At 60.6% G+C, this 22,280-nt stretch carries 16 protein-coding genes and 1 pseudogene; 9 read left to right on the top strand and 8 right to left on the bottom strand.

Annotation, left to right across the window (positions count from 1 at the left end; genetic code table 11):
• Nucleotides 1-36 precede the first annotated feature (36 nt).
• The 4 genes from O7B34_RS30030 (at nt 37) to O7B34_RS30045 (ending at nt 4,332) form a co-directional block, all read left to right on the top strand.
• Nucleotides 37-1,128, top strand: coding sequence for an ABC transporter ATP-binding protein (locus tag O7B34_RS30030; RefSeq protein ID WP_337149388.1), 1,092 nt, complete (start codon nt 37-39; stop codon nt 1,126-1,128).
• Between the two features lies 1 nt (nt 1,129).
• Nucleotides 1,130-2,065, top strand: a complete 936-nt coding sequence (locus O7B34_RS30035) for a carbohydrate ABC transporter permease (protein WP_140718167.1) — start codon at nt 1,130-1,132, stop codon at nt 2,063-2,065.
• The gene (locus tag O7B34_RS30040; RefSeq protein ID WP_337130496.1) at nt 2,062-2,910 is read left to right on the top strand and encodes a carbohydrate ABC transporter permease; all 849 of its coding nucleotides are present in this window, start codon (nt 2,062-2,064) and stop codon (nt 2,908-2,910) included. The genes O7B34_RS30035 and O7B34_RS30040 overlap by 4 nt, the downstream gene beginning before the upstream one ends.
• Before the next feature lie 108 nt (nt 2,911-3,018).
• Nucleotides 3,019-4,332: an ABC transporter substrate-binding protein gene (locus tag O7B34_RS30045; RefSeq protein ID WP_337149402.1), complete on the top strand. Its 1,314-nt coding sequence runs from the start codon at nt 3,019-3,021 to the stop codon at nt 4,330-4,332.
• 174 nt (nt 4,333-4,506) lie between these two features.
• Here the strand turns inward: O7B34_RS30045 and O7B34_RS30050 are convergent, their stop codons facing one another.
• From O7B34_RS30050 to O7B34_RS30065, 4 genes are all read right to left on the bottom strand, one after another.
• Nucleotides 4,507-5,319 (bottom strand): SDR family NAD(P)-dependent oxidoreductase, encoded by an 813-nt coding sequence (locus tag O7B34_RS30050; RefSeq protein WP_337149389.1) that lies wholly within the window; start codon nt 5,317-5,319, stop codon nt 4,507-4,509.
• A 127-nt stretch (nt 5,320-5,446) separates the two neighbouring features.
• Nucleotides 5,447-5,950 (bottom strand): SRPBCC domain-containing protein, encoded by a 504-nt coding sequence (locus tag O7B34_RS30055; RefSeq protein WP_337109010.1) that lies wholly within the window; start codon nt 5,948-5,950, stop codon nt 5,447-5,449.
• A 3-nt stretch (nt 5,951-5,953) separates the two neighbouring features.
• A complete protein-coding gene (locus tag O7B34_RS30060; RefSeq protein ID WP_337149390.1) occupies nt 5,954-6,553 on the bottom strand; it encodes an NADPH-dependent F420 reductase in 600 nt (199 codons plus the stop codon).
• A 203-nt stretch (nt 6,554-6,756) separates the two neighbouring features.
• On the bottom strand, nt 6,757-7,491 hold the full coding sequence (locus O7B34_RS30065) for an SDR family NAD(P)-dependent oxidoreductase (protein ID WP_337149391.1): 735 nt from the start codon (nt 7,489-7,491) through the stop codon (nt 6,757-6,759).
• Between the two features lie 267 nt (nt 7,492-7,758).
• Here O7B34_RS30065 and O7B34_RS30070 point away from each other — a divergent pair, with 267 nt between their 5' ends.
• Complete coding sequence (locus O7B34_RS30070; RefSeq protein ID WP_337149392.1) at nt 7,759-8,655, top strand: LysR family transcriptional regulator; 897 nt, start codon at nt 7,759-7,761, stop codon at nt 8,653-8,655.
• A 294-nt stretch (nt 8,656-8,949) separates the two neighbouring features.
• On the opposite strand, the gene O7B34_RS30075 is transcribed toward O7B34_RS30070, so the two are convergent.
• The 3 genes from O7B34_RS30075 to O7B34_RS30085 all read right to left on the bottom strand — a co-directional run bounded on the left by O7B34_RS30075 (nt 8,950) and on the right by O7B34_RS30085 (nt 14,431).
• Nucleotides 8,950-9,813 (bottom strand): hypothetical protein, encoded by an 864-nt coding sequence (locus O7B34_RS30075; RefSeq protein WP_337149393.1) that lies wholly within the window; start codon nt 9,811-9,813, stop codon nt 8,950-8,952.
• Nucleotides 9,814-9,975: 162 nt separating this feature from the next.
• Nucleotides 9,976-11,415: a glycosyltransferase family protein gene (locus tag O7B34_RS30080; protein WP_337149394.1), complete on the bottom strand. Its 1,440-nt coding sequence runs from the start codon at nt 11,413-11,415 to the stop codon at nt 9,976-9,978.
• A 211-nt stretch (nt 11,416-11,626) separates the two neighbouring features.
• Complete coding sequence (locus tag O7B34_RS30085) at nt 11,627-14,431, bottom strand: glycosyltransferase family 25 protein (protein ID WP_337149395.1); 2,805 nt, start codon at nt 14,429-14,431, stop codon at nt 11,627-11,629.
• A gap of 1,132 nt (nt 14,432-15,563) precedes the next feature.
• Here O7B34_RS30085 and O7B34_RS30090 point away from each other — a divergent pair.
• Both O7B34_RS30090 and O7B34_RS30095 read left to right on the top strand, forming a co-directional pair.
• Nucleotides 15,564-15,878, top strand: a complete 315-nt coding sequence (locus O7B34_RS30090; protein ID WP_337149396.1) for a hypothetical protein — start codon at nt 15,564-15,566, stop codon at nt 15,876-15,878.
• 91 nt (nt 15,879-15,969) lie between these two features.
• Nucleotides 15,970-16,401: pseudogene (locus O7B34_RS30095) on the top strand (DUF4347 domain-containing protein); the annotation flags it as partial.
• A 383-nt stretch (nt 16,402-16,784) separates the two neighbouring features.
• On the opposite strand, the gene O7B34_RS30100 reads toward O7B34_RS30095, so the two are convergent.
• Nucleotides 16,785-19,394 (bottom strand): DUF4573 domain-containing protein, encoded by a 2,610-nt coding sequence (locus O7B34_RS30100; protein WP_337149397.1) that lies wholly within the window; start codon nt 19,392-19,394, stop codon nt 16,785-16,787.
• A 214-nt stretch (nt 19,395-19,608) separates the two neighbouring features.
• Between O7B34_RS30100 and O7B34_RS30105 the strand changes: the two genes are divergently transcribed.
• A complete protein-coding gene (locus O7B34_RS30105; RefSeq protein ID WP_337149403.1) occupies nt 19,609-19,785 on the top strand; it encodes a hypothetical protein in 177 nt (58 codons plus the stop codon).
• A gap of 209 nt (nt 19,786-19,994) precedes the next feature.
• Nucleotides 19,995-22,280, top strand: a complete 2,286-nt coding sequence (locus tag O7B34_RS30110) for a peptidase domain-containing ABC transporter (protein WP_337149398.1) — start codon at nt 19,995-19,997, stop codon at nt 22,278-22,280.

Genomic DNA, 22,280 nt, shown 5'->3' on the forward strand with positions numbered 1-22,280 from the left:
CATCGAAAAGTGCATGCGCTGAGGAGGAGCGTCGACGTGACGGCCGATATCGAAATCAGGAATGTGAGCAAGCATTTCGGTGCCATGGCGGTGCTGGAGGATCTGTCGCTGTCCATCAAGGCACGCGAATTCATCGTGTTTCTTGGGCCGTCCGGATGCGGGAAATCGACGCTTCTGCGAATGATCGCAGGCCTCGAAACTGTTGATAGCGGCGAGATCGCCATCAACAACGAGCGTATCGATCATCTGCCGCCGGGTAAGCGCGGCATTGCCATGGTGTTTCAGTCCTATGCGCTTTATCCGCATATGAGCGTGCGCGACAACATGGCCTTCGGGCTTGAGAATATCGGCATGTCGCGCGAAGTCATTGACGCGCGGATCAACGAAGCCGCCCGCATCCTCGAAATGGCGCACTTGCTCGAGCGCAAGCCGGGCCAGCTCTCGGGCGGCCAGCGCCAGCGCGTCGCCATCGGCCGTGCGATCGTAAAGGAGCCGAAGGCGTTCCTGTTCGACGAGCCGCTCTCCAATCTCGATGCGGCTTTGCGGACCCGCACACGCATCGAACTTGCCCAGCTTCACCAGCGCTTGCAATCGACAATGATCTTCGTCACCCACGACCAGGTCGAGGCGATGACGCTCGCCGACCGCATCGTCGTCATGAACAATCGCAGGATCGAGCAAATCGGCTCTCCCATGGAGATCTACGAACGCCCCGCGACCAAATTCGTCGCAGGCTTCGTCGGCGCACCGGCGATGAATTTTGTCGAGGCGACAGTCGACAGATCGGCTGTGAACGCCACGGTCAGGTTTGCGGACGGAATGGCGATTCGGACCGAGATCGCCGCCAGCCAGTTGACCGGTGGCAAGCACAGCTTCGGCATCCGTTCGGAAGATGTCCGCATCGTTCCTGCAGGGCAGGGCAATACCGACGGCGTGGTCGATGTGCTCGAGCGGCTCGGCGAACGCACCTTGATCTACGCACGGCTGGGCGATGGCCAGCAGATCGTCGGCTCCGATGTCGGCAACAGCCGCGTCGCCGTCGGCCACAAGGTCGGGCTAGCCTTCGATGGCCAGAAATCGCATCTGTTCAACGAGACAGGCCGCGCCTGGCACGCGAGAGAGGCCTGAGGTGGCCGACGGTTTGACGATCCCGCGGACCTCGACGCCGGCCGCCAGCGTCAGGGCCCCAAGCGTCGATATCTACGCGCCGCAATGGCGAAATTTCATTTTCGTCGCGCCATTCCTGTTCTTCTTCACGACGCTGCTCATCTTCCCGCTCCTTTGGGGGATGTGGCTGAGCTTCCACAAGGCCGACACTTTCTCATCCGGAAATTTTGTCGGTCTCGGCAACTATATCAGGCTGTTTAACGACAAGGTGTTCCTGCAATCGGTCTGGAACACCTTTTACTTCGTGCTCCTGACGGTGCCGACGCTGGCTCTGATCGGCCTTTTCCTCGCGCTTTGCCTCAACCGCCGCACGCGCACTGCCGCTGTGCTGCGGACCCTGTTCTTTTCCTCCTCGGTGCTATCGGTTACCATCGTCACACTGATCTGGCGCATCGTGTTCATTCCGAATGTCGGCCTGCTGTCGACGATCTACGGATGGTTTGGTGCCACTGCCCCAGCCTTCATTTCCGATCCAAGCCTTGCGATGATCGGTATCGCCATCGCCACTGTCTGGTGGTGCATCGGCCTGCCGATGATGCTCTTTCTCTCGGCCCTGCAGCAGATCCCGCAGGATATCTACGAAGCGGCGGCCCTCGACAATGCCAATCGCTGGCAGACCTTGCGCTCGATCACGCTGCCGTCGATCAAACGCACTTTCGTCCTGGTGATCATCATCCAGATCGTGCTGCAATTCCAGCTGTTCGGCCAGGCCTGGCTGATGACGCGCGGCGGTCCCAACAACCTGACCAAGCCGATCGTGCTCTATATCTATGACACCGCATTCCGCCGCTGGGATCTCGGCATGGGTGCCGCGGCATCGGAAATCCTGTTCATCCTCATCCTGATCGCGGCCATGGCCCAGTACCTCGTCGCACGCAACAAGGCAGACCGGGCATGAGTGCTCCAGCCACTTCCATCAAGGGGCGGGCATTCGGCGACCGCGTGTTGTTGGCCCTCGTCATCCTGCTTTCGATCGTCATGATCGCCCCGGTTCTGTGGGTCATCGGCCTGTCGCTCAAGGAGAATGCCGAGCTGATGGCCGATCCGAATTCGGTGTTTCACGCGCCCTACACCCTCAAGAACTACCTCAACACCATCGGCACCTCGTCGGTATTCCTCTGGGTGGGCAACAGCATCATCGTCTCGGGCGGATTGACACTCGGCACGCTGGTTTTGTCATCGCTCGCCGGCTACGGTTTTGCACGGCTGAACTTTCCCGGCCGAAACGTCCTGTTCGTGATCGTGCTCTTCGGTCTGGCGGTTCCGGAACAGGCCGTGCTTGTCGCCCGCCACCAGATCTTCAGCATATTGAAGTTCCACAACACCTATCACGGGCTCATTCTCCCCGGCCTGTCGGCTTCGTTCGGCGTCTTCCTGATGACCCAATATTTCAAGGCCATCCCGAAGGAGCTGGACGAAGCCGCCATGCTGGACAATGCCAGCCGGTTCAGGATTTTCTGGAAGGTGCTTTTGCCACTCACGGTGCCTGCACAGGCAACCCTCGGCATCTTCACCTTCCTCGGCGCGTGGAACGACTATTTGTGGCCGCTGATCTCGGCAACCAAGAAGGACATGTACACGCTGACCGTCGGTATGGCTTCGACGCAGACCAATTTCGCCCAGTCTGAAGGCATCGGCTTCCTGATGGCGCAGGCGGTGTTCGCCGGCGCGCCGATCCTCATCGTCTACCTCTTTTTCCAGAAATACATCGTCACGGCCGTCTCTGGTGCCGCGGTCCGATAACGAAATTGCCCGACTGCAGGCGGCGGGGAGTGCGCCGCGGCGATGGAAAAGCATGAAGCCAATCCAGGGTGGAGCGGCGGAAACTCAGTAGGAGGAACTGAAATGAAAATGCAGAAAATACTGTTGGCCGCGGTCTCCGCGGGGGTAATGATGCTCGCCAGCCCGAGCCTTGCAGCGACGGAACTGACCGTGCAGCGCTTCTTCGGTGCCTGCGATGCCAATTTCGGCACCAACACCGATGTCGGCAAGGCCGTTGGCGAATGCGGCATCATCACCTCGCTGATCAACAAGTTCAACGCCGACAATCCCGATGTGCACGTCAGTGTCACCACCGTGGAATGGCCGGGCTATGACCAGCTGACTGCGCAGTTCGCTTCGGGCGATGCTCCAGACATCGTCACGATCCACGAATCCGCGCTGTCGGACTATCAGTCCAAGGGCCTGTTGATGCCACTCGATGATCTCTTGAAGTCCGTCGGCGTCACACCTGAAGCCTTCACGGACGCAGCGCGCACCGGCGCCACCAAAGACGGCAAGATCTACGGCTTGCCGATCGACAGCTGGACGATGCTCTATCACATCAATATGGATCTCTTCAAACAGGCCGGTCTCGTCAATGCCGACGGCACTCCGATGCTTCCGAAATCGCCTGAGGAACTGCTCGCCCAGGCCGAACAGTTCAAACAGAAGACCGGCAAGCCCTACTTCGTTCAAAACCTGGCCAATGAGACGGCACTCTACACGCGCAATCTCTACACCTATCTCTTCCAGCAGGATTCCGACTTTTTTGCCGATCCCAAGCATGTGAAGCTGAATACGCCGGAAGCCAAGAAGGTCGTCGAAATGTACAAGGCGATCTTCGACAAGGGCTACACCACCAAGGACCTCGACTACGGCGGCGCTATCAACGCCTTCCTTGCCGGTGACGGTGGCGTTCAGCTCAACGGCACGTGGGTTGTCGGCGACAACAATGCCCAGTCCGAAACCAAGGGCACGGCGCTCAACAAGGGCGGCTACGCGGTCTACCCGTATCCGCAGCTGTTTGGCGGCGCCCATGCGCAATATGCCGATGGCCACACCTGGGCAGTCTCGCAGAAGGACCGCACGCCTGAACAGACCGCAGCCATCGGCAAGTTCCTGAAGTTCTTCGCCGACAACGACTTCGAATGGTCGCGCACCGGTCACCTGCCGGCATACAAGACCATCATCACCTCGGACGCCTTCAAGGCTCTGCCGCATCGCAACACGATTGCCGCCATCTCCGATCTCGGCAGGCCGCTGCCGTCAGCGGTGCAGCGTCAGTTTGCGATCCAGGACATTGTCGGCGAAGAGATGAGCGCCGCAATCACTGGCCAGAAAGACGTCGACGCCGCGCTTGCGGACATGGAAAGCCGAGTCAACGAATTGCTCGCCAACATCTGACCACGGTTTCCCGGGAAGTTATCCCGACGCCCCCGCGGCTGGAAACAGTCGTGGGGGCCCATCTAGATCAATGACATAGCTGGTCTCAAAACAATCGAGCGGGAGTGAGGGGAGGGTGTTGCTAAGAAAAATCCCTATCGATTCAGCGGTTTACACGCGATCTCGTACTGACGCTTAGGCGACGAAGCGGACCACGCCGCCATCCACGCGCAGAGCCGCGCCAGTGGTTGCGGAGGCCTGCTCCGAGCACACATAGATGATCATGTTGGCGACCTCGTCGGTGGTCGCGAACCGCTGGATGAGGGTGGTCGGACGCATCGCCTTCAGGAAGCCCTGCTCGGCTTCTTCTTGCGTGATTCCGGTTGCCTCAGCCTGGCTCGCCATGAAGTCACCCAGGATCTCGGACCGGGTAGGTCCCGGCAGGACGGCGTTGACGGTGACGCCCGTGCCCGCGACCGCCTCGGCAAGCCCACGCGAGACCGCCAACTGCGCGGTCTTGGTCATGCCATAGTCGAGCATCTCCTTGGGAATGTTGACCGCGGACTCGCTGCTCACGAACACGACGCGGCCCCAGCCCTTCTTCACCATGCGCGGCAGGTAGTGGCGCGTCATCCGCACGCCGCTCATCACGTTCAGCTGGAACAGGCCAAGCCAGTCCTCGTCGGGAATCTTGGCGATGTCCTCGACGCTGGTATAGTCCCGGATGTGAGCCGTACCGACGTTGTTCACGACTATATCGGCGTCGGGCGCTTGCGCGAAGAATGTGTCGGCGCCCTCCGCGGTCGACAGATCGGCGGCGACGCCGGAGATCTCGCTGTCCGGGAAAGACTGGCGCATCTGCCGCACCGCCTCGTCGACCCGGGCATTTCCACGGCCATTAATGACGACCGACGCCCCGGCGCGAGCTAAACCCTCTGCGGTGGCGCGCCCGATGCCAGCCGTCGACCCGGTGACGATCGCCGTGCGGCCCTTGAGTTCGATATTCATGTCATTCATCTCCTGTTGTGAACGGCTAAGGCGATCGATGTGCAGAACCAGACCAGAAGCGTCACGTCCCCTTCGATCGAGAGCCTTGAAGCCTGGCCCGTGCGGGCCAGGCTTCAAGGCAAATGCGCTAACCTGCCTTTTTCGCGACTTCCGCCTCCGCCGCGCGGGCGAGGCTTTCGACCCATTCCTGGTGATAGCGGTAGAGCGCACCGGGATGCTTGCGTCCGAGTTCCTCGAGGAACCAGGGGCCTTGCTGTGTCTCCTCGGTCAGCACATGACAACCATCGCTGGTGGGAGTGATGACCCAGCCGTGGTACGCGCTCGAGCCGGTCTCGTCGCCATCGACGGTCGTCGCCCACGCAAGCCTGCGGAAGGGCTCGCATTCCGTCACGACCAGACTCATCGGGAATCCAACCGTCACCCGGCTATACTTGGTTCCGAGCGCAAGTTCCGGATCGTCGGTCAGAACCTTGACCTGATCCTCGGCCGGAAAGTAGCTCGACCAATTTTCGGCGTCGACGAGTAGCTTCCAGACCACTTCAGGCGGCGCCTTCACGTCGATGTCGTTAAGCGCGTAGAGGGTCGACGTTCCCGGATCATACCGCTCGGGCCAAATTACATGGTCGTACACCGGTCATTGCTCCTTCTTGAACAAATCCTGGAAGATGAGCTGGCCCCAAACGCGGCCGCGTGCGTGCACCAGCGCGCCACCCTCGTTGAGCTTTCCCAGCTTGACGGGTGCGAACCCGAGTTGTTTGGCCAGGGCCGCCACGGGAGCGATCGTGTCCTCGTCGTCGCTCGACAGAAAGACGACCCGGTGTCCGCCCTCGACGATCGGATCGGCAGCCAGGGTGGCCGCAATCAGGTGATTGAAACCTTTCACGAACCTGGCGCCGGTGAACGCCTTCGCGACGAAGGCGGAGGACGGGAGACCGTCCAACTCCTCAGCGGGAACCAACGCGTTCATCGCGTCGATGACCGTCTTGCCTTTCCAGCTCGGCAGGGCCTTCGCAACCTCGCGATGCTCCCCGAACGGGACCGCCAAGATGATTGTGTCGGCCTCGAGTGCATCCTGCAGCGACTTGGCGACGACCGTGGGTCCAATCGCCCGAGCCTGCGGCGCCAGCGCCTCGGGCGGCCGGCGGCTCGCGACGGCCACTTCGATGTTTTTACGGGCGAAGGCGTGGGCGAGGGCCTGGCCTATCTTACCGAATCCTACAATCGCATAGCTCATGATACTTCTCCGATCCGTATTGATATTGCTTCCCCGGCCTTCAACGGCGCCGGGTTATCCGTTCTGCTGTGTGGCGACCTTTGCGTAGACGTCCTGTCGTGAACCACCCCGGCGCAGCCGGACCGACCGTTCAGTGCGGAAGTCGTCCACCATGGACACGCTGGTTTCCGCCGATCAGCCGCTTCCCGCGATCCGGCGCGATTTCAGATGGCCGAGAAGCCTCCGTCGACAGACAACTCCAGCCCATTCACGAAGCTCGAATCGTCCGAAGCAAGAAACAGCGCGGCCGCCGCAATTTCCTCAGGACGCCCCATCTTTCCCCGCGGGATCAGGGATTCGAACATCTGCTTCGCCTCCTCGGTGAGAACTTGGTCCTGCATCGGTGTGGCGATCGGCCCCGGGTGCAGCACGTTCACCCGGATATTCCTGCCCTTCAGTTCGTTGAGCCACCCGCGTGCGAATGCGTGCAACGCCGCCTTGCTCGCCGCATACACGCTGTAGCCGGGAAAGCCTTTCAGCGAAGCAACTGATCCGGTCATGAAGATCGATCCGCCATCGTTGAACAGCGGCAACGCCTTCTGAACCGTGAACAGCGTGCCGCGCGTATTCAGGCCGAAGGTCGCATCGAAATGCTGCTCGGTAATCTCGCCCAGTGGGACGGCTTCGCCCGTGCCGGCGCTCGCATACAGGACGTCGATCTTGCCCTTTTCCCGCTTGACTGTATCGAACAGGCGGTCGAGGTCGTCGAGATTGGCCGCATCGCCGCGCACGCCGGTCACGTTCCGGCCAATCATCATGATGGCCTCGTCCAGCGCCTCCTGCCTCCGGCCCGTGATGAAAACGTAGGCGCCTTCTTCGACGAACCGCTTGGCGCTCGCCAGCGCCATGCCGCTCGATCCACCCGTGATGACTGCAACCTTACCTTCAAGCTTTCCCATGACTTCTCCTTTCGTGGTGTCGAGACAGCATCTGCCTCCGAGAACCTCGAAATGGGTCCGCTGGCGTCAGTTGTTGAGTGCGGAAGCGCGCACATCGGTGGTGCAAAATCGATCCGGCTCGACGACTGACGACAGCCGCGACGATCGGTGTCCGCCGTTCGGAACTGGGCAGCGCTCGTTGACATGAGCTATGATGACCGCCTTACTGCTGTACGATGCGGTAGATACGGGCTTTGGAAGGCGCACCGCGCGGTGCGGGATTGCACCATGATCGACTGGGATGACATTCGCCACTTTCTTGCCGTGGCGCGCGGAGGCTCGGTGCGGGCTGCCGCCGAGGGCCTCGGGGTGTATCACTCGACCGTGCTGCGACGCATCGCTCAGCTCGAGGAACGCCTCGGGGCTCAAATGTTCGAAAAGCTGCCTTCGGGCTATCGCCTGACGACTGCGGGCGAGGAGGTCCTCGAGCTCGCGAACCAGATGGAAGCGTCGTCGCACCAGCTGGAGACCCGCGTCTTCGGGCGCGACCAGAGCGTGCGCGGGCTTCTGCGGGTGACGTTGGCTCCGACCCTCGCGACACACCTGCTCATGCCGGACTTCGCCGAGTTCGCGCGTCTGCATCCGGACATCGAGATGGAAATCTCATCGTCCGGCGAGCTGGCAAATCTGACCAACCGAGAGGCCGACGTGGCGATCCGCGTCGTCTACGACCGCAAGACCCTGCCGCTCAATCTTCACGGCCTGAAAGGGCCGGAGCTGTTCGGCCACGTCTACATGTCCCGCGAACGACTGGCCGCATGGCGTGCGGGCGCGCCTGATCCCATCCGGTGGATCGTCATAAGCATTCATGGAATTCCGGATTGGGCCAGCGAGGGTGAGGTTGGCACCACCGGGGTTCCATTCAGGACCACGGACGCCGAGGCGCAGATCGTTGCTGTACGGCAAGGGCTCGGGATCACGACGCTGCCGTGCTTCGTCGGAGATGCCGACCCCCTGCTGGTGAGGGTGCCGGGCACCGACCTGCACATGTACGGAACGCTCTGGCTTCTCACACAGGGGGAGACACGCAAGACGAAGCGCGTGCAGCTCTTCAGGGAGTTCGTATCCCGCAGGCTCGCCGCATACGCTCCGCTTCTCGCGGGGCTGTCCATATCGCGCGACTGACGCCCGGCCGCTCGCCGGCGACGCTTGCCGTAATGCGGAGAACTCCGAGGAAATAGACCGACCGTCTTTGAAACCGAGCAGATCGACGATCGCCGAAATTCTCCTCTGAATTCAAGAGCGAGAATTTCCGACGGATCCGGATACGGTTCTCCGTCGTCAGGGGAAAGATTTCCTCTATGGATCAATGCGTTATGATGCTTTAGAACAATCGAGTAGGGAAAGACTGCGAAACAGTCCTTTTAGCGTACAGGACACACGGTCCGAGGCCGGACCGATGGAGCTCGGCGCTCACTTTTACTTAAACCGTTGCGTACGCAACAAGTCCTGCAAGCGGCGCGGCAGTTGCGGCGAGGCGTGCAATTGCTTGCAGCTGTTTTCCCATTGCCGGAGATATTCGGCGATCGGAATGCTGCTTCGGCCGGGCCAGCGGTTGAGTGCGCCCAGCGCCTCGACGCAGTCCGGTGCGCGGTCGTATTCGGCGAGGATGGTCAAGGACATCGCCTGGGCGAATGGATTGAGGGCGGGCATTTCGATTTCGCCGCGATGGTCGGCGAACCACGCAGCGGCGTCGCGCGTGAGCCCCTGGCTTTCAGCGAGGGCCGCATAGCGGTCGATAATGTCCTGGCGATACCGGGTGATGGCATCGCCGAAGGCGTTGTCGCCGGCGAAGGGCGGGTTCTCTTTCCAACTCTTCGCCAGGCGCCCCAGGCCGCGCAGAGAGAATGCCTCGACTGTCGCTTCCTCGAGCCACTGGCAGGGCGGCGCCGGCTTGGCGTCGGCCTGCCAGCTGTTGGCCATGACGTGGCCGAGCTCGTGCCCGAACTGGTAGGCAAGCTTCGACCAGTCGCGCTCACCGATGTCGACAATGATCCACGCCATGCTACTGCCGTCCGGATGCAGCCAGATGGCCGGCGTACCTGAAGTGTGCTCGTCGATACGCAGCCGCGTCGGCTGGCGGTCGGACAGCAGGCGCACGCTGTCAAGGCAGGCGTGCCGCATGCGCTCGACGACCTGAACGGCAGCGCCCTCCAGCATACGGCCCCAGTCGCCGGCGAGCTCGATGGGAGCGGTGAGGAGGGTTCGCTGCGCGCCGACCTTGGCAGATTTGGGAGACATGGCTGCGTAGCCTTTCCGCGAATGACTCAACAGCGTAGCCAAGGTGGTAGCCAATGAGACGGCAGCTAGTATGCCAAACTGTCGCCTGTTCGTCAGCTGATGCTCCTTGGTCCAAACATACATTGAGGTGTAGAAGGAGCGCGATCGGGAACCTTCTCCTAGGATGATGCGCTTCAACAAGGGGCAAGCAGTTCGCATCGAGTTTCACGCGCGGATATCACCCCGCATTTGGCGTCCATGGGCACGCTCAGCCTCAGTTAGCTGCCGCTTGCGCAGCACCACATGCATCTCGTCCACCGCCCGCGGGCTACGCAAAATCTCGTCGTGTGAAACGCCTTGTGCTGCCAGGTTGTGGCCCAAGGGACTGTAGTGGAAGGTCTGCTCAATCAAATCGAATCTGGCTTCGGCCCAGCCGAGATACCAGTACCATTCGCAATAGTAGAGCCAACTTCGCTCATTGAAGGCGTGCACATGGGTAGGGTCCTGCCATGCGCCGTATGATAGATCATATGGAACATATACTTTTAGAACACCATCGTTCGTCAACAAATCGAGGCAATTCCTCATTGCTACCGTAAGAGATGGTATATGTTCGAGTACGTGTGATGCAGTTATGCTAACAAACATTTCTGGCTTTAAGCTAATATCGCCGAAACGCGTCGACGTAAACTTGTGGGCAAACAGTTCAGGGTCTGATATGTCCGCAACAATGTCAGGGTTCCATTCGCTGCTGATGTCGACATTGAGCAAGTGTGGATCGTACATCTTGCCGCTGCCGATCGCCATATCGGCCGGAAGGCGGGGCAGATTACTCCAGGCTAGGGCTTCAGGAAGTATTTTCTTGGCGATACGCTGACGAAATGCCTGGAAGCCCGCTGTTGCAACTTTATGACGTCGATCTGGATCGTTAACTAGCGCTTCGGTCGCATCGACCAGGTTCTCGTAAGGGGCTGCGACAAAAGCACCAGCCAAGTCGGCATCCACCAGTTCGCCCTGGTTTACTTCGCTTACGACAGCGCGCTTGTTCGCCAACAGATCGAAAATGCGAATGATTTCAAACTGTCCGCTATCATAAAAGTGCAAATTGAGCACCACTTTCGATCGCGCGATTAACTGGTCAAGTTGGTCGCCGAATACGTTGTACACCGCCTCAATACGCAGCCCGCGCGAACGCATTTCATCAAGTATTTTGGAGCGCCTCTCGTTAAAGGATCCATAGAACAGGACGTCGACATCCTCTTCATTTATATCAACAATTCTTGACAGACTGCTGGTGTAGAAAAGCTCAAGATAGCGCACTGGCCGAGATATTAATTTTGATAAAAATCTTGAATTACTTTCGTTGAAGTCCCAAATTGGGAATCGGCGGAGTATGTTCGTGTATTCGTTAGACATCCAATTTGATTTATAGTTTTCAACGTTAAATATAATGGAGTTGGCTGGCAAGCTAGCTAGACCAGCCTCTCCATACAGGTTAGCGCCAAGTACAATTGCCTGGCCGCTGAACCCCTGCGGCAATTCATGAACGATATCAGTTTCGATGGAAATCTCACGCAGCCCATCGGCGAGCATCTGAACCAGGCTTGCGAGCACCTTCACCATCCCTGGGTGAACGAGAAGTGTGATGTGACCTGCTATATTCACGCCGTTCTCCCGGGGGGTTGGTATCTTACCTGCCACCGATGCTTGCCTGCGAGGGGTTCCGGCTTTCGCCGGCCTTTGCACCTGATCGAATATGACTCGTCGCGTCGACATTGGCGTGCGACTGTATCGAGACCCAGCACCCCACAGGCGGCTTTGTCAGGAACTTTGCGCGTCGGGCTATGGTGGTCCGTTGTGCTTCCAAAATGACTAGCTACCTCAGCTCTCGGCGATCGGCGTCCGTCCGGTCTGACGCCTGCTCGTCATCATGGATAACGAGCGGCGGCATACAGACGAAAGCCTTCATCGAGTCATATGCCGCACACATCGCGCAGTCGATACCCGTGTCGTCGAGGACGACGGCAGTTCCAGGAAATGGGATAACTCTGCTTCGTAGCGGTAGACACTTTTCCAGAAGTATCCGCGCACCTCTTGGTGTGATTGTGTAGGCCTGAAGCCCAAATGAATGCTCAACCTTGATGAGGGATCTGGCCAATTTCTCGGACTGAAACAAGGCAGTTCTATTGGTATATCGGCGATCGTAGAAATCCAGCTTGGCCTTCGAGAAACCAAAATCCAACCAAATGAAAGATGGATCAAATATCCAGCCCCACTGTATCATATCCCAATCCGCTGGTGCTTGAGATAAAATATCGGCGGATTCCTCCATGAATCGAAACGATGATCGAACATCGTCTTCAAAAATCGTGATTGTCTTGTTCTCTGAAGCCGACAGCTTCCATAAGTTGATATGCGATAGAGCGCATCCCAGCGTGCCTGGGGGATACGGACAATCACTGGTAATCAGCCCTTCCTCGACAAGCGCCCCCCTGTCGAGAGAAGTGCCGTCAACGGCCGATACGCGAACCGTATTGTGCATCAGATGCCAGTTGTTGCTTTGATACCTGCTCCAGCGCTCGACACTGCGGTCGAGGTTTATCAGGTGAATTTTCGGCGAACCCGTTGGCTCGACAGGCCGGGCTGGCATCGTCCCGGAGACAGAGAGCGGGGCGGCGGTGAATGCGGGGGTATCGCCCGCACCATGCAACAGCGCTCGAGCCCGCTCGATCCCGTCACTCACATGGTATTGGCCATCGCCAAAGGTGATGTAGCCATAGACTTGTCGGTTATCCATATACTGGACGACGCCGGCCTTCCTGGCGCTGTCGGCAAAGATGACGTACTCGTACCGAGATGTGGCGTCCTCATATGTCAGTTCGATCAGCACATCGGCGCGGACGAGATAGGTGCAGTGCACGAGCGGCATCTCGATAATGCCACGCACATGGCGGTTAAGCACCCAGCCATATTGATCGCACTGCATATAATAGCCGTTCGCATCGATCTCGGCGTGATAGTTCGAATAGTATTGGCCGGGCGAGATGGAGCGAAGCAGGGGAGCGACGATTGGCAAGTCGAGCGCGACAAGTTCCCGCAGCGTGGCCGGCCGTACGAAATTGTCGACGTCGACAACGAAATAGAAATCGCAGCCGTGCTGGAGCGTTTTCCGCAAGCTTATGTTGCGGATTCGGCCGAGCACCCTGAAGCGCGTCTCGTTCCATTCGTGCTCGCCAAACTGCTCCACACGATCGGCCACGTCTGAGGCATCGAACTCAACCGCCGCATAGAGGTGGCCAACACGCTCTACCCATTCGCGCAATATATGGCCGGTCCGGTCGGTGTTGTTGTTCGTCCTGATGTAGAGGACGATCGACTCCTTCGGGTAGTCGAGCGCCTCGATGCACTCAAGGTAAAGCGGCAGTGCCGGCTCCTTCTGCTTTGCCAAGATTGCTATAAGGATGCGTGGCGTGCCTTTCATGCGCGACCGCAACGAACGCTGCCGCACAAGCTTGTGCTGATCGATCAAGCTCTCGGCCCCGAACGCCCCAAGTTTCGGCGCCTCGTGGAACGGAAGTTTGTCGGTGGCGAAACGCGCGTTGGCCAGCACACGCTTCGCCATTTGCGCAGGCAATTTTTCAGTGGCGAGCAACTTCAGACAGGCATCGAGCGATTCCCGGTAGGCGCCTGTCCAGTAGGCATTGACAGCAAACTCGTCGAGCACTCCGTAATCGTAGACCCAGGGCTGTACGAAAAGCCCGGCGGGTTGGGTAAGGTCGAGCCCTCGACGCGCAAATTCCATTCCTTCCGCATTCCGACCCTGGTTGCGGCAATATAGGCTCGCGGCGTGAAGAGCCTCCGCGCGCATGGGAACGATCTGCGTCGCACGCTCAAAGACGGCAACGACCTCGTCGAATGGCCGTGCCAGCGCTGCCATGAGATTGCCCGCCTCGAGCAGGCTGACATAGACCTCCTCGTCCCAAAAACCCAATTCGGCACGCTTCAGATAGTTCCCCAGCGATTTTTCACGTTCACCGCAATCCCTGTAGCTCTGCGCCAAATAGAAAGTGTATCGCGAAACGAGGAAGGGGTCGGTCTCCGTCGCAAGCGCATTTTCAAGAACAGCCGCGTCGTCTTGGTACTTTCGCGGGTTTTGGCTGCGTGCTCCGCCACGCCCCGTCGCCACGCGAAACCCCTTGGCGGTCTCGCGTGTGAAATGGCCAGGAGGGGCCTCGAGATATTCGTGCAGCACGCCCTTGAAAGAGAACGGCAGCCGGTTGCGGCAGATCTGCGGGCGATAAAACGAAATGCCACCATGCGACACCTCGATGTCGTATAGATCGTGTTCCATCCGAGACTTGAACTCGATCGGATCGAAGCCGGGGTCCTGGATCACAAAATCATCCGCGTCGATGATCATGGCGTAGTCGACCGTCTCGACTTCACGCAGCCGGTCAAGGGCGAAGGTTCGGTTGTATGCGAAGTCCCGCCAGGGCTCGTCGATGACTGCGCCGTTGATATTGTGGGTGGTCAGGAAGGTACGGATGAGATCCTGCGTGCCGTCCCTGGAACCTGTGTCGACGACGAGCACATAGTCAACGAGAGGAAGCGCGCTGGCGAGGCATTGCAGAATGACCTGTGCCTCGTTCTTGACGATCATGCATAGGCCGATGGTGCTCATGCTAATCCCTCGGCGGAGCGGCGTTCGTTACACGCTGCTCGAAATTTGTTGAAGGGGAACAGTTCGCAAGAGACATTCCGCGCGGCCTCGGCCATTTGCATGGCGTTTGTTGCAGAGATCGATTGCCCCTTCCTGTTCAGCATCTCAACCCTATCCATTGTTAGCCAGCGGTTTCCGTCACAGCAAGTGGCTCGTGTTCACCTTGGACCGAGGGCTTGCGAACAAACGTTCCCGTCGGCTCAATCGCTGACGCACAAATTCCTCCGCGACATCGAGGGTTCGACGCGAACCAAGGGGACGTCTTTAAGCCTCGGTTTTTTCAAGGCGTTTGGGCCATGCGCGCCATTTCGATCTCGACCGAAAACTAGTTGCTTGTTCTCAACAATTAATAAATCGTTAACTTGGTTATTTACAAGTTGCTAAATTTAGAATCTACTAATGTCTTGTGCATGGGAAGGTAGCCGCGGACCGGGCAGAGGGCCTGTCGGCTGCGCAGTCTGCAAGGGCAGGAGAGTATCTGGAGCAAATTACTTTGTGCGTGAGGGCGCGCAGGGCCAAGTCACTTCGTGCGTTAGGGCGCATGGGGCGTTTGTTGGCGTGCTGGAGAAGACGTCGTACCGCCTTGAACTCAAGGCCAGCGTTTTCCTAACCTGATATTCCTTCGCGAGTAGTCAGTTCCCTCGCAAGTCGTCGTCGAGAAATCGACACGTGCGTTACGGGAGTTGGCTGTGGTTGGCGTGATACCAAGTACGAAACGATGCGCTCGCGACGCGGGTTCGGCTTCGATCAGTCCCCCAATTATCCGCACCGGGCCGCTAGCCAGGATTGTCCCGAGATTGACGGGTTTTCCTCTGCGCCCCGTGGGTCGCAGCATGCCTGCGAACTTCACACCCACCTCATTGAAGACGTTCGATCGAGCGGCGCGAAGACGCCGTCAAGTCTTGCGCTCCGGTCTCGTCACCCTGCGCGTCGCCGGTTGGCTTGCGGAGTTGCAGCCAAGGTGGGTCCAGACTTTATCGATCCGCCGATGCGCGCGGGTCGCGTGCGCTCGGCGGTTGAACCCAGCAGTTGAAATCTGAGGATACGAAACAAAAGGAAGCTGCGGCATGGCCGCAGCGACGAGGAGGACATGATGAGCTACACAGCAGGATTTGCGGTCATGGAAGTCACTGTTCGGGGCGTTTTGCCGATCGGCGACACGACCGAAAATGCACCTTATTTCATTCTGGACACGGCCAAGAGCGCGATCGTCGGTCAGGTCATTCTGCCCAAAGCCGTCAAGCGAAGCCTCGCCGTCGCTCTCACCGTCAAGGTCCCAAGCACCGCCGGCTCACTTGTCATTGGAACGTTTGATGATGGCGGGAATTTCCAGGCCGCCAGCTTCCTTCGCGTCGAGACCCCAGCCGTACAACGTCCCGACGACGCCGTCGGGTCGTCCGGAAGGTGACGCGTCTCAAGCCCCTTGTCCCCAGCGCTCGCCGGCCAGGCCGGTGGGCTGTGTCCCCGTGAATTGAATTCGAAGCCAACAGGAGCCAGTCATGGCCCGTGCCTCTGAAATTCTTTTTGTCGATCCTTCAGTCTCCGACCTCCAGACGGTTCTCGGCAACCTGCGCCCCGAGGTTCAAGCGATTGTGCTCGACGGCCGCCGGCCGGCGGCGCAGCAGATCGCTGCCGCGCTCGCAGGGCATGCAGGGCTCGATGCAGTGCACGTGATTGCGCATGGCGCGCCTGGCCAGGTTAGCTTCACTGCAGGAGAGTGGTCGACCGCCACATTGAAGGAAGAGGCTGAGGATCTTGCCGCAATCGGCCGGGCGCTTGCCGCTGATGGCGAACTGCGGCTGTGGAGCTGCGAGACGGCATCGGGCAATGGGGGCGAGACCTTCGTGGCGGCGCTAGAAGAGGCCGTCGGCGCGGACGTCTGCGCATCGAGATCGCTGGTTGGCGCAGCGGCCCTGGGCGGCGCATGGGAGCTGTCCGCGCGCGTGAACGCACCCGGGTCGCTGCCGCCGCTGACTTCAGCTGGCGCACTAATTTATACAGGAGTGCTTTCGGTTGATCTGACTCTCACCGGCAACTTAACCACCCAGAATGGAAGTGCCAGTATAAATACGTACTATTTAGTAGACATCACGGCCAATCCTGATCTGTTGGTAGGTAGCTTTCCGCTTCCGCAGTCTGGAAATGGAGTTGTCAGCGAATTTGCAGTGACGATAACAATTCCAGATCCGACTCATACTTATAAAATATATGATAGCGGTTTTAATTTATACGGAACGCTTACACCTGGAGCTGGAAATACGTATAATTTTGCGGATGGGCCGATCTTTGGCCCCGCCAATGGGAACGGGGGCAATCAATTTGATATTGGCACTTTCAGCACCAGTACTGTAGGCGCAACGGGTCCGGCTGGCGCGACCGGCTCGACAGGAGCAACTGGCGCGACCGGCTCTACCGGAGCCACAGGTGCAACCGGTGATACCGGAGCGACAGGCCCGACCGGTTCGACCGGATCGACTGGAGCAACCGGCTCGACCGGCTCTACGGGAGCCACAGGTGCAACCGGTGATACCGGGGCGACTGGCTCGACCGGATCGACTGGAGCAACCGGCTCGACCGGTTCTACGGGAGCCACAGGTGCAACCGGTGATACCGGAGCGACAGGCTCGACCGGCTCTACCGGATCGACTGGAGCAACCGGCTCGACCGGCTCTACGGGAGCAACCGGCTCGACCGGCTCGACGGGAGCCACAGGTGCAACCGGTGATACCGGAGCGACTGGTTCGACCGGCTCGACCGGATCGACTGGAGCAACCGGCTCGACCGGCTCGACGGGAGCCACAGGTGCAACCGGTGACACCGGAGCGACTGGTTCGACCGGCTCGACCGGTTCGACTGGAGCAACCGGCTCGACCGGCTCTACTGGCTCGACCGGCTCTACTGGTTCGACCGGCTCGACAGGTTCGACCGGCTCGACCGGTGCGACGGGCTCGACTGGCTCTACCGGAGCAACTGGCTCGACCGGCTCGACAGGTTCGACCGGCTCGACCGGTGCGACGGGCTCGACTGGCTCTACCGGAGCAACTGGCTCTACTGGTTCGACCGGAGCAACTGGCTCGACTGGTTCGACAGGTTCGACCGGCTCGACTGGTGCGACAGGCTCGACGGGCTCTACCGGAGCAACTGGCTCTACTGGTTCGACCGGAGCAACTGGTTCGACCGGTGCGACGGGCTCGACTGGCTCGACCGGTGCGACCGGCTCGACTGGTGCGACAGGCTCGACGGGCTCTACCGGAGCAACTGGCTCTACTGGTTCGACCGGCTCGACTGGAGCGACTGGATCGACAGGCTCGACTGGAGCTACCGGCTCGACTGGTTCGACAGGTTCGACCGGCTCGACTGGAGCTACCGGCTCGACTGGTGCGACGGGCTCGACCGGAGCTACCGGCTCGACTGGAGCGACAGGTTCGACCGGGGCAACCGGCTCGACTGGAGCGACAGGTTCGACCGGGGCAACCGGCTCGACTGGAGCGACCGGTTCGACCGGAGCTACCGGCTCAACTGGAGCGACAGGTACGACTGGTGCAACCGGCTCGACCGGCTCGACTGGTGCAACCGGCTCGACTGGAGCAACCGGTGCGACAGGCTCGACCGGGGCAACTGGCTCGACCGGCTCGACTGGAGCGACCGGTGCGACAGGCTCGACCGGGGCAACTGGCTCGACAGGCTCGACTGGTGCAACCGGAGCAACTGGATCTACTGGTGCCACCGGGCATACCGGCTCGACTGGAGCGACCGGCTCGACCGGGGCAACTGGCTCGACAGGCTCGACTGGTGCAACCGGAGCAACTGGCTCTACTGGTGCCACCGGGCATACCGGCTCGACTGGTTCAACCGGAGCGACCGGCTCGACCGGAGCAACTGGTGCGACCGGCTCGACTGGAGCGACCGGCTCGACCGGAGCTACCGGTTCGACTGGCGCAACCGGCTCGACTGGAGCGACCGGCTCGACCGGGGCAACTGGCTCGACCGGCTCGACTGGTGCAACCGGAGCAACTGGCTCTACTGGTGCCACCGGGCATACCGGCTCGACTGGTTCAACCGGAGCGACCGGCTCGACCGGAGCAACTGGTGCGACAGGCTCGACTGGTGCAACCGGAGCAACTGGCTCTACTGGTGCCACCGGGCATACCGGCTCGACTGGAGCGACCGGCTCGACCGGCTCGACCGGAGCCACCGGCTCGACTGGAGCGACAGGTTCGACCGGGGCAACTGGCTCGACAGGCTCGACTGGTGCAACCGGAGCAACTGGCTCTACTGGTGCCACCGGGCATACCGGCTCGACTGGAGCGACCGGCTCGACTGGAGCGACCGGCTCGACTGGAGCGACAGGTTCGACTGGTGCAACTGGCTCGACCGGAGCTACCGGCTCGACCGGAGCAACTGGTGCGACAGGCTCGACTGGTGCAACCGGAGCAACTGGCTCTACTGGTGCCACCGGGCATACCGGCTCGACTGGTGCAACCGGCTCGACCGGCTCGACTGGAGCGACCGGTTCGACCGGAGCCACCGGCTCGACCGGAGCGACAGGTTCGACCGGGGCAACTGGCTCGACAGGCTCGACTGGTGCAACCGGAGCAACTGGCTCTACTGGTGCCACCGGGCATACCGGCTCGACTGGTTCAACCGGAGCGACAGGCTCGACCGGAGCAACTGGCTCGACCGGAGCTACCGGCTCGACCGGAGCGACAGGTTCGACCGGGGCAACTGGCTCGACCGGGGCAACCGGAGCTACCGGCTCGACTGGAGCGACAGGTTCGACTGGTGCAACTGGCTCGACCGGAGCGACAGGTTCGACCGGTGCAACTGGCTCGACCGGAGCGCCTGGTCCGACAGGTCCGACCGGAGCGACAGGGCCTGGCGGTGAGACCGGTGACCACCACCATGGCAACAACGGTGGCGGCAACGATCCTGACCACAACGACAGCAGCAATCCGGGGAAAGGCCATCCCAATGATGGCACTGACGCCGATGGCTCCCCTGACGGTCACACCGCCACGGTCACGGCCAGCACCCTCGGGCTCAAGGACTCGACGCAGTTCCTGCAATCCGGCTCGACCGACAGTGATGCCGTAAGCCCTGCGTCGTTCCGCCAGCTCATCGGACTAGCGGCCGGTTCGGTGACGACGGACCTCCTGAACGTGCTCAACACGATCACGGGATTTGGCCAGAACCAGAACAAGCCGCTGGGTGCGAGCACCGACCTGACCTCGGACCCCAAGCATGGTGCGGGCAGCGCCAACAGCGACGACACGGTGAAGAAGGCTCTGAAGGATATTCTGAAGCCGCATGAGTGAGCAGGAATGGTAAGTGGACAGACCACGATAGGAACCAGTCCAAGGCTGAGAAACGGGCGCGCGCGCTCTGCGGAAAGCAGGGTCCGCGCGCCCGCCATTTCCGACCGGGGACGGTTCCGTCCGACCGGCCGGCTCGGCATCAATCAGTCCCCGCTTGAGGTATCGGCGGGCGCCTGGGGTATCGGCGCTTGCGTGTCTGAGGGAAGCCCATGGTGAATATCCCTCTGAGCGCCGAAATCCAGCCGGTGGCGGTCCGCGCCGGCATCGAAGCCGATACGACCGAACTGGGGCGGCTTCCCGGTGGTCCCGCCGAGTTTGAAGAGGTCGGGCAGCGTCTCAAGGCGATGTTGCGGGTCGCCCGCTATCACGGGGTAGAGCTCGACCCGAACGAATTCAGGGCGGCGAGCGCAAGCCCGTTTCCAACCTCCGCTGACCTGTCCGAGTGGGCGCGCAACGGCGGTATGTGGTCTCGCGCCGTCCGCGTTCGCTGGTCCCACCTCTTGCGCTTCCAGGATACCGGGCCAGTCGTCCTGCTGTTCAGCGATGGCGGCGCGGGGATCCTCACCGGGGCCAGTGCCGAGCGCAACCTGGTTTTCCTCAAAGGCGCGGACGCGCCTGATGACGGTGAATCCACCGCCATCGACGAGTTGCGCCTGTCGCAGGTGTGGACGGGCGAGGCGGTGCTGCTGCGAAATGCGCGATCCTCTGTTGCGGCGGACGCGCCTTTCACTCTCGGCTGGCTCGCCGAACTGGTACGGCTCGAAAGCCGGCCTCTGCGTGACGTCGCCATCGCCTCGTTCACGCTCAGCGTCCTTACCATCCTGCCGCCGCTCATCGTCATGACGGTGGTCAACAAGGTGCTGCAGTTCAACAGTGTCTCGACACTGTTGCTCTTGTCGGCCATAATCGCCGTCGTCTTCGCCTACGAAACGCTCTTAGGTCACGCACGGCGGCTGATCATCAACGTCGTCGGCGCCCGCCTGGACACCAAGCTGCAACTGCACATTTTCAGTAGGCTCCTGCGCCTGCCGCTTGACTATTTTGAGCGTCATCCGGCCGGCGAGACGCTGTACCATCTCGCCCAGGTCTATCGCATCCGCGAGTTCCTGACCGGCAAACTCCTCAGCACGTTCCTTGATCTGATAACACTCTGCGTGCTGGTACCGGTGATGTTCTACATCAACGCCAAGCTCGCCTGGATCGTGATTGCCTGCGCAGGCGCGATCGTACTGATCATTCTTGCCTTTCTCAAGCCGCTGCGCCGGAGGTACCAGCGGGTGATTGAAGCCGAGACATGGAAGTCGGCGGCACTCGGCGAAACTGTCGTCGGGATAAAGACCGTGAAGGCACTAGGTCTCGAGCCGCAACGCAAGGCGCTTTGGGACGAGCAGGTGGCGGAGGCGGGAAGGGCGCGTCTGGCTTTCGGGCAGTTCGCCAGTTGGCCGCAGACCCTGGTAACGCCGATCGAACGTGCCATGGTGCTCGGCACAATGCTGATTGGGGCCTATCTCGCCATGAACGACAGTTCCGGCTATATGGTAGGCGGCCTGTTCGCCTTCATGATGATCTCCCAGCGCGTCGCCCAACCGCTTGTCGGGCTGGCGCGCCTGATCGAAGACTACGAGGAGGTCGGCGCAGCGATCGGCGAGACGGCGTCGGTCCTCAACCGGCCGCTGGAGAGCAGTTCGAATTCCCAGGGCTTAAGACCGAGGCTCGTCGGCGAGGTCACGTTCAGCGATCTGACCTTCAGCTACATCGGTACCAGGACGCCGGCGCTCGACCGGGTCAGCTTCAACATTCCGGCAGGCACCATGTTCGGTATTGTCGGGCGCAGCGGGTCGGGAAAGTCGACGATCGCGCGCCTTCTGCAGGGGATCAACCGCGACTATAGCGGCTTCCTCAAGCTGGACGGTGTCGACCTCAAGGAATTCAACCTGCGTCACCTTCGCCAGGGGCTCGGCGTGGTGCTCCAGGACAATTTCCTGTTCCGCGGGTCGATCCGCGAGAACATCATCGCCGGGCGCGCGGGCCTGACGCTTTCCGACGCGATGCGAGCCGCGCATCTGGCAGGCGCCGAAGAATTTATCGAACGAATGCCGAATGGCTACGACACATACATCGAGGAAGGGTCGCCCAATCTGTCGGGCGGTCAAAAGCAGCGGCTGGCGATCGCGCGCGCCCTCATCCACAATCCGACCGTCCTTATCCTCGACGAAGCGACCAGCGCACTCGATCCCGAGAGTGAAGCGGTCGTCAGCGCCAATCTTATGCGCATCGCCAGCGGGCGTACGATGATCATCGTTTCGCACCGGCTTTCTTCGCTCACCGAGTGCGACCAGATCCTTGTCATGGAGCAGGGCAAGGTCCTCGACGTCGCCCCCCACGCGATCCTGCTCGAACGATGCGCGCTCTACCGCCAGCTGTGGGCGCAGCAGAACCGGCACCTCGATGGCCGCCACGGCCGTCCGGTCGCCGTGCCGCCGCGGTCGGGTTGA

This window comes from Mesorhizobium sp. Cs1299R1N3, from assembly GCF_037179625.1.
GTDB classification, from domain to species: domain Bacteria; phylum Pseudomonadota; class Alphaproteobacteria; order Rhizobiales; family Rhizobiaceae; genus Mesorhizobium; species Mesorhizobium salmacidum.